This window comes from Ancylobacter dichloromethanicus (genome assembly GCF_018390645.1).
Taxonomy (GTDB): Bacteria; Pseudomonadota; Alphaproteobacteria; order Rhizobiales; family Xanthobacteraceae; genus Ancylobacter; species Ancylobacter dichloromethanicus.
Genome location: NZ_JAHBGC010000058.1, coordinates 1 through 7,662, shown reverse-complemented (window position 1 = coordinate 7,662; position 7,662 = coordinate 1). Strand labels below are relative to the sequence as shown.

General features: G+C 66.4%; 9 protein-coding genes and 1 tRNA gene. 5 read left to right on the top strand and 5 right to left on the bottom strand.

Translation table 11 applies throughout. The features are described from left to right. Window positions 1–58: 58 nt before the first annotated feature. On the bottom strand, window positions 59–919 hold the full coding sequence (locus KHC23_RS23180; protein ID WP_213376078.1) for a hypothetical protein: 861 nt from the start codon (window positions 917–919) through the stop codon (window positions 59–61). A 78-nt stretch (window positions 920–997) separates the two neighbouring features. Then, entirely contained in the window at window positions 998–1,495 is a 498-nt protein-coding gene (locus tag KHC23_RS23175; protein WP_213376077.1) for a pyridoxamine 5'-phosphate oxidase family protein, read from the bottom strand. A gap of 143 nt (window positions 1,496–1,638) precedes the next feature. On the opposite strand from KHC23_RS23175, the gene KHC23_RS23170 reads away from it, so the two are divergent. After that, window positions 1,639–2,769, top strand: a complete 1,131-nt coding sequence (locus tag KHC23_RS23170) for a site-2 protease family protein (RefSeq protein ID WP_213376076.1) — start codon at window positions 1,639–1,641, stop codon at window positions 2,767–2,769. 51 nt (window positions 2,770–2,820) lie between these two features. Here KHC23_RS23170 and KHC23_RS23165 read toward each other — a convergent pair whose 3' ends face one another. Further along, a complete protein-coding gene (locus KHC23_RS23165) occupies window positions 2,821–3,219 on the bottom strand; it encodes a hypothetical protein (RefSeq protein WP_246544903.1) in 399 nt (132 codons plus the stop codon). A gap of 197 nt (window positions 3,220–3,416) precedes the next feature. On the opposite strand from KHC23_RS23165, the gene KHC23_RS23160 reads away from it, so the two are divergent. From KHC23_RS23160 to KHC23_RS23150, 3 genes are all read left to right on the top strand, one after another. Further along, on the top strand, window positions 3,417–3,650 hold the full coding sequence (locus KHC23_RS23160) for a hypothetical protein (RefSeq protein ID WP_213376075.1): 234 nt from the start codon (window positions 3,417–3,419) through the stop codon (window positions 3,648–3,650). Window positions 3,651–3,778: 128 nt separating this feature from the next. Beyond that, on the top strand, window positions 3,779–5,608 hold the full coding sequence (gene typA, locus KHC23_RS23155) for a translational GTPase TypA (protein WP_213376074.1): 1,830 nt from the start codon (window positions 3,779–3,781) through the stop codon (window positions 5,606–5,608). Between the two features lie 229 nt (window positions 5,609–5,837). Continuing rightward, complete coding sequence (locus KHC23_RS23150; protein WP_213376073.1) at window positions 5,838–6,347, top strand: GNAT family N-acetyltransferase; 510 nt, start codon at window positions 5,838–5,840, stop codon at window positions 6,345–6,347. A gap of 39 nt (window positions 6,348–6,386) precedes the next feature. Here KHC23_RS23150 and KHC23_RS23145 read toward each other — a convergent pair whose 3' ends face one another. Together KHC23_RS23145 and KHC23_RS23140 are read right to left on the bottom strand one after the other, a co-directional pair. Beyond that, window positions 6,387–6,743 carry a DUF167 family protein gene (locus KHC23_RS23145; RefSeq protein WP_271188736.1) on the bottom strand — a complete coding sequence of 119 codons (357 nt, stop codon included), beginning with the start codon at window positions 6,741–6,743 and terminating at the stop codon, window positions 6,387–6,389. Beyond that, window positions 6,740–7,024, bottom strand: coding sequence for a YggT family protein (locus KHC23_RS23140; protein ID WP_213376072.1), 285 nt, complete (start codon window positions 7,022–7,024; stop codon window positions 6,740–6,742). Before KHC23_RS23140 ends, KHC23_RS23145 begins: the two co-directional genes overlap by 4 nt. A gap of 237 nt (window positions 7,025–7,261) precedes the next feature. Here KHC23_RS23140 and KHC23_RS23135 point away from each other — a divergent pair. Then, a tRNA-Ala gene (locus KHC23_RS23135) sits at window positions 7,262–7,337 on the top strand. Window positions 7,338–7,662: the final 325 nt, after the last annotated feature.

Below are 7,662 nucleotides of genomic sequence, written 5' to 3'. Positions count from 1 at the left end.
AGGCCTCCTTCTCGGAGACCGTGAATCACATCTCAAACAGAATTAACAGGTCCTGAGCCTAGTTTACTGTGGCATTCTTCGGACAGTCGGCAGCGTCTGTCCACCCAAGAGACTTGCCGACAAAGGCATCCTTGCCGGTGCCGTCGGCAGGTGCCGCATTACGGATTGCGGAGACGAGCGAATCCGCCAGCGCTCGGTCATCACCTGCATCGACGCTGACCACATACAGGTTGTTCGGTGCTTTGCTTACGCGGACATTCCGACCTTTGTATTTCTCTGATAGCTTCGTCGAAAAATAAACGACGTCTTTTTTTGCGAAGCGGTCGCACATGGATTGTGTTGCGTTGTAGCTGGCAATGATCGCCTGCCACGAGGCCTGCAGAGTCGACGCGGGCGGTAATGACGTCTCTGCTGGAGCAGGCTTATCCGGCCCCTGTTGATCAACAAGACGGAATACGCCACCGGACGCTTGGCTCGCATGGTTGAGGCAGTCGGGTGACCATGCCCTAGCAAAGCTAATGGCCTCAGCGAACCGGAGAACGTAATATGGCGGTGCTGACGCACCTTTCTCTTCTGACGTCGGAGGCAGCGTATCTTTCTCGGCGGCGATAAGAGTACCAATGAATATGCACTGGGCTCTGTCTAACGCTGCATTCTCGGCCTTCCTTGTTCGCCAAATTCTCTCCGCCGCATCGTCGTCCGGAGAAGGATCGGCCATCGTCGCGCTGATCTTGCTCACTGCCGCTTCGAGCATTTTCATTGACGTGTCAGTCTCGAATTTTCGCTGTTCGAGAGTCTGAGCGATCATTCGCGTCCTGTTTGCTTCTTCGTAGCTCCAGAATGAAAAAATTGCCGACAGGGCCACGCCAGTTAGCGTAACCACCACCGCGCCAATCTCGATCCAGTTTTCCACTTTCATGATGCATTCCCTGGTGGCAAACACAGGGAATTTTCTCGTAAAGATTGTATAAGTAAAGGCCTTTTATTACCTCTCGCCTCAGTCCAGCGGCACCTTGCGGTTGTCGCCGAGGTCGGCGCGTTCGCCGGTGAGGCGGGCGGCGGCCATTTTGAGCGTGATCAGGACGGAACTCGACGTGCCGTCCCAATATTCGGCGTCGGCGGGAAGGAAGCGCAGCACCCTTATGTTCGGGTCGCCCTTGCCCTCCGGCCAGAAGGCGCGGGCGGCCTCGTTCCACAAGGCGTCGATCCTGGCGCGGTCGTCGAGCACCTCGCATTCGCCCGACACCGACAGGAAATCCCTGGCGGAATCCTTGGCGAAAGTCAGCGCGCCCTGCGGGTCGCGGGCGAGTTCGTCATCGGCATGGCCGCGCCGGTCGGTGAGGAACCAGACGCAGCCCTCCTCGCGGGAGGGGAAGGCGTGCATCGGGCGGCCGCGCAGGGTGGCGCCCTGCCTGGTCACCAGCATGCAGGTGCGGATGTCTTCCATCATCTTCCAGACCTGATCGGCGGCCTGCCCGGTGGTCTTGTCGTCCATGGGATGTCTCCTCGGGTTCTCCTGGAAAACCCGAAGGCGCGGCGGTGGTTCCTCGAAAGCCGGCGGGCAGCCCTGCGTGCTCTTGCGCTGTCATGCGGCGGCGGTGTCGCTATGGTAGCGCCATGCAGCTTTAGGAGAATCCCATGCCCTGGTCGCTTACCGTCGGATATGTCTACGGCACCGCGGTGCGCATCCACGTCACCTTCCTGCTGTTCCTGGCCTGGATCTGGGTCGCCTATTACCAGCGCGGCGGGGCGGGCGCGGCGTGGGAGGGCGTCGCCTTCGTGGCGCTGCTGTTCCTGTGCGTGCTGCTGCACGAGTTCGGCCACATCTTCGCGGCGCGGCGCTACGGGGTGAAGACGCCGGAGGTGACGCTGTGGCCGTTCGGCGGCATCGCCCGGCTGGAGCGCATCCCGGAGAAGCCGTCGGAGGAACTGGTCGTCGCCATTGCCGGCCCGGCGGTCAATGTCGTCATCGCCGCGGTGCTGCTGGTGTTTCTCGGCGGCCATGTCGGCGTCGAGCATATCGAGAACATCGAGAACCCGCAGGTGAGCCTGCTGGCGAAGCTGGCGGCGGCCAACATCTTCCTCGTGGTGTTCAACCTCATTCCCGCCTTCCCGATGGATGGCGGCCGCGTGCTGCGGGCGCTGCTCGCCATGAAGATGAGCCACGCGCAGGCCACGCAGACCGCCGCCTCGATCGGCCAGGGCCTCGCCATCGGCCTCGGCGTGCTCGGCATCTTCGGCAACCCGATGCTGATCATCATCGCCGTCTTCGTCTTCCTCGCCGCCTCCGGCGAGGCCGGGCAGGTGCAGATGAAGCAGGTGGCGCAGGGGCTGCTGGTGGAAGACGCGATGATCACCCAGTTCGAGACGCTGGGGTCGACCGCGAGCGTGGGCGACGCGGCGGAGGCGCTGATCCGCACCACGCAGAAGGAGTTCCCCATCGTCGACGGGGCGGTGCATCTGCGCGGCGTGCTGACCCGCGACGCGATGATCCGGGCGCTGCAGGCGCAGGGCCCCGGCGCCTCGGTGCTGGAGGCGATGCAGGCCGATGTGCCGACCGTGGGCACGCGCACCCCGCTCGACCGCGCGCTGGCGCTGATCACCCAGCGCGGCGCGCCGGTGATCGGGGTGGTGGATGCGGGTGGGCGGCTGGTCGGCCTGCTGTCGCCGGAGAATGTCGGCGAGATGATGATGCTGCGCGCCGCCCAGCCCGATGCGCGCTTCGGCCCGTGGGCCAAGCGCCCGGCGCCCCCGCGCCATGTTGGGTGACGGATGGGGTGACGGAGGGCGTAACCGGCGCAGAGGAGGCCGTCGGGTCGCTCAGTCGCCTTCCCTGACGCCGGTGACGCCGGTGAAGGCCGGCGGGTCGCTGGCGGGAAAACTCTCGTCCAGCGCCTCGTCGATCTCCGCCTCGCTGGGCGGGATGACCTGCGTGCCGCCCGGCACCCCGCCATCGGAGGGGGGAACATCGCCGGTGACGCCACCGAGGGCGGGCGGGTCGCTGGCGGGGAACGTGTCTTCCAGCGCCTCGTCGACCTCCCGCTCGGTCGGCGCGTTCTCCTGGGTTCCGGCCGGCTTGCCGCCATCGGAGGGCGGCACGTCTCCGGTGATGCCGCTGAAGGCCGGCGGATCGCTGGCGGGGAAGCTTTCCTCCACGCTCTCATCGACCTCGGACTCGGTGTAGTCCGGGCTGCCCGGCTTGCCATTGTGCTGAACCATTGCCCCACTCCTTGCGTCCTCGACCTGTCCAAGGTGGGCTGGAATACCTGACCATTCAAGGGTTCAAGGCCCGGCGCGGCACTTTCGCCGGGGTTGGGAACCTTTGGCCCGGCGGCGCGTTCGGATAAACACCGTGCCCTGTCGAAGCGCGCGCGGGCGCGGCGTGTTTCACTGGCGCGCGCCGAGGAGCAAGGTTCATGACTCCCGATCACGAACCCGTCCGGCTGCAGTACTGGCCGCCGTCCCACACTGTCGATGCCCCCGACAAATGGCCGGAATCCTATGAATTCGGCTCGGTCGAGGACGCCGTCGCCTTTGCCATGACCCAGTCGCCGGCCAATCGCGAAGTGGCCTGGCTGCGCACCGGCGACGGCGCGATCCTTAAGCCGGCGCAGATTCGCCGTCTGTGGGAGCTGCGCCGCGACCAATAGGCGGTTTTTCGCGCCTTCGGCGGGCTCGGCGGCCATCCGGCGTTGATCTCGCGGGCGTTGTGAGTATAGTGCGCCGCAAAATTCACGCGGGTCCGAAGCCCTTCGGGCCCGCTTTTTGGTGTTTTCATATGAAGCTGCGCAACATCGCCATCATCGCCCACGTCGACCACGGCAAGACCACGCTGGTGGACGAACTGCTCAAGCAGTCCGGTTCCTACCGCGAGAACCAGCGCGTCGCCGAGCGTGTGATGGATTCGAACGATCTCGAAAAGGAGCGCGGCATCACCATCCTCGCCAAGGCCACCTCGGTGGTCTGGAAGGATACCCGGATCAACATCGTCGACACCCCTGGCCATGCCGATTTCGGCGGCGAGGTGGAGCGCATCCTCAACATGGTGGACGGCGCCATCGTGCTGGTCGACGCCGCCGAGGGCCCGATGCCGCAGACCAAGTTCGTGGTCGGCAAGGCGCTGAAGGTGGGCCTGCGCCCGATCGTGGCGATCAACAAGGTCGACCGCCAGGACGCCCGCGCGCAGGAGGTCATCAACGAGGTGTTCGACCTGTTCGCGGCGCTCGATGCCAGCGACGAGCAGCTCGACTTCCCCATTCTCTACGGCTCCGGCCGCAATGGCTGGATGGCCGAGAGCCCGGAGGGCCCGCAGGACCAGGGCATGGCGCCGCTGTTCGACCTGGTGCTCAAGCATGTGCCCGAGCCGACCGTCGATGACGGCCCCTTCACCATGATCGGCACGCTGCTGGAAGCCAACCCCTTCCTCGGCCGCATGATCACCGGGCGCATCACCTCGGGCTCGATCAAGCCGAACCAGTCGATCAAGGTTCTCGCGCAGGACGGCTCGCTGGTCGAGCAGGGCCGCGTCTCCAAGATCCTCGCCTTCCGCGGCATCGAGCGCCAGCCGATCGAGGAAGGCGTGCAGGGCGATATCATCGCTATCGCCGGCCTCTCCAAGGGCACGGTGGCCGACACCTTCTGCGCGCTCGAGGTGACCGAGCCGCTGAAGGCGCAGCCGATCGACCCGCCGACCGTCACCATGTCCTTCATCGTCAACGATTCGCCGCTCGCCGGCACCGAGGGCGACAAGGTGACCAGCCGCGTCATCCGCGACCGCCTGCTGCGCGAGGCGGAAGGCAATGTGGCGCTGAAGATCGAGGAATCCAGCGACAAGGATTCGTTCTTCGTCTCCGGACGCGGCGAACTCCAGCTTTCCGTGCTGATCGAGACCATGCGCCGCGAGGGCTTCGAGATCGCCGTCTCGCGCCCGCGTGTGGTGTTCTCCAAGGACGAGGCGACCGGCGAGATCCTTGAGCCGGTCGAGGAAGTGCTGATCGACGTCGACGAGGAATATTCCGGCGTCGTGGTGCAGAAGATGAGCGAGCGCCGCGCCGAAATGGTGGAGATGAAGCCTTCCGGCGGCAGCCGCCAGCGCCTGGTGTTCTACGCGCCCACCCGTGGCCTGATCGGCTATCAGGGCGAGCTGATGACCGACACCCGCGGCACCGCCATCATGAACCGGCTGTTCCACGCCTATCAGCCGCATCGCGGCGAGATTCCCGGCCGCCGCAACGGCGTGCTGATCTCCAACGAGGCCGGCGAGGCGGTGGCCTATGCGCTGTGGAACCTCGAAGACCGCGGCCCGATGATGATCGAGCCCGGCTGGAAGGTCTATCAGGGCATGATCGTGGGCGAGCACAACCGCGAGAACGACCTCGAGGTGAACGTGCTCAAGGGCAAGAAGCTCACCAATATCCGCACCACCTCGAAGGACGAGGCGGTGCGCCTGACCCCGCCGATCCGCATGACGCTGGAGCGCTCGCTGGCCTGGATCCAGGACGACGAGCTGGTCGAGGTGACGCCGAAGTCGATCCGCATCCGCAAGCGCTTCCTCGACCCGAACGAGCGCAAGCGCGAGGAGCGCCGCAAGGAGACCGAGGGCGTCTGACGCCCCGGCCCGCATTTTAGGCGTCGGCTCCACGGCGGCGGACGATCGGCGCCGCCTGCGGCGTGGCCCGTTGCGGGCGCGCATGATCCTCCGGTCCCCGCTCGCGCGGGCGTGCGGCGACGCACGCCCCAAGGACAGCGTGGCGTTCGCGCCACGCCCCGGTGGAACGATCGTGCTGTCGGCGCGGAAAGCTCTTGATCCCGCGGGTCGCATTTGCTCCCATCAGGCCATGAGCACGCTTCTCGTCGAGACACGCCGGGCTCGGCCGGCCGATGCAGGCGACATTGCCGATATCCATGATTCGGCATGGCGGTTTGCCTATCGCGGCCTCATTCCCGGTGCCGAGCTGGAAAAGATGATCCTGCGGCGCGGCCCCGCCTGGTGGCAGACGGCGCTCAAGCGCGGCTCGCGGGTCGTCGTGCTGACCTTCGGCGAGGCGGTGGCGGGCTACGCCAATGTCGGGCGCAACCGCGCGCGCGGGCTGCCCTTCGAAGGCGAGATCTACGAACTCTATCTCAGGCCGGAATATCAGGGGCTCGGCTTCGGCCGCCGCCTGTTCGGCGATGCGCGCAAGGAACTCGCCAGTGCCGGCTTCGACGGGCTGGCGGTGTGGGCGCTGGCGGCCAACGAGCCGGCGCTGGGCTTCTACCGCGCCATGGGCGGGCTCGGCGTCGCCCGCTCCACCGAGACCTTCGGCGGGCGCGCGCTGGAGAAGCTGGCCTTCGGCTGGAACGCCTGAGGCGCCCCCCTCCTGCCAACCCCTCCAATGCCGGACCGGCTATTGCGACGGTGCCGCCGCGCCGGCGAGGGTGGCGAGACGCGCCGCGATGTCCTGCGGGTCGCCCTCCAGCCGGAAGCTCTTGGTGCGGCCGGTGGCGCCGGAAACCAGCGCGACGCGGGAGGGGGCGATGCCGGCGGCCTTGGCCAGCAGCCTGGCGAGCGCCGCATTGGCCTTGCCGTCCTCGGCGGCGGCGCTGACCCGCGCCTTGAGGGCGCGGCGTCCGTCGCCGAGGGCGACGATCCCCTCAATGGCGTCGCGCCCGCCGCGCGGGGTGGCGCGCACCGTCACGGTCACGCTGTCGGCGGCGAGAGTCCAGGGCGGGGCGGGACCGGGCACCGCGGACGGGCCGGTCACGCCCCGGCGACGAGCTCGAACACCAGGTTGCGGACGAAATAGAGCAGGATGATCAGGATCACCGGCGAGATGTCGATCCCGCCGAGATTGGGCAGGATGCGCCGGAGCGGCGCCAGCGCGGGCTCGGTCACGCGCCAGAGGAATTCGCCGATGCTGCGCACGATTTGATTGTGTGGGTTGACCACGTTGAAGGCCACCAGCCAGGACAGGATGGCCGAAGCGATGAGAATCCAGACGTAGAGCGTGATCAGCGTGTCGAACAGCCAGAGAATCGAATACATCGGCAGCCTCGAAACAGGGTCGGGAGCACGGCGCGGGCGCTCACGGAAGAGGTGGAAACTGACGGATCGGTCCGGTTTCGCAACCGGACCGGATCAGCCGCCAAAGCGCCATCCGTCAAGATGCTTAATGGTGCCGCTGCGTTGCGGCAACCCTGATTCACAGGCCGGTGCGCAACCGCGTCGCGCCGCCTTGACAGGGGGCGGGCGGCGAACGTACAAGGCGCGGCCTGAAGGCTTGGGGCCGTAGCTCAGTTGGGAGAGCGCTGCAATCGCACTGCAGAGGTCAGGGGTTCAAATCCCCTCGGCTCCACCAGGCACATATCCCGCACATACTGCACGGTCCGAACGACAGACCCGGAATTTTCCCGGCCGCACCCGCGCATGAAGGTCCTCCACCTCGCCGGATGCGGGCCAGCTCCACCCACCTCGCCGCCCGTCGGTCCCGGGGCGTGGCGGGTGGTCCTCCGCCCAGCGCTCAGCCCCTCGGCGCCTTGCTGCCCCGGCCGATGCCGACATAGGTGAAGCCGCGGCGCACCAGGTCCTCGGGCGGGTAGATGTTGCGCAGATCGACCACGGTGGGGGTTGTAGCGCGCAAAATCGAATGAGACTCCGCGAAGGATCAAATGAGACCGCTTCTA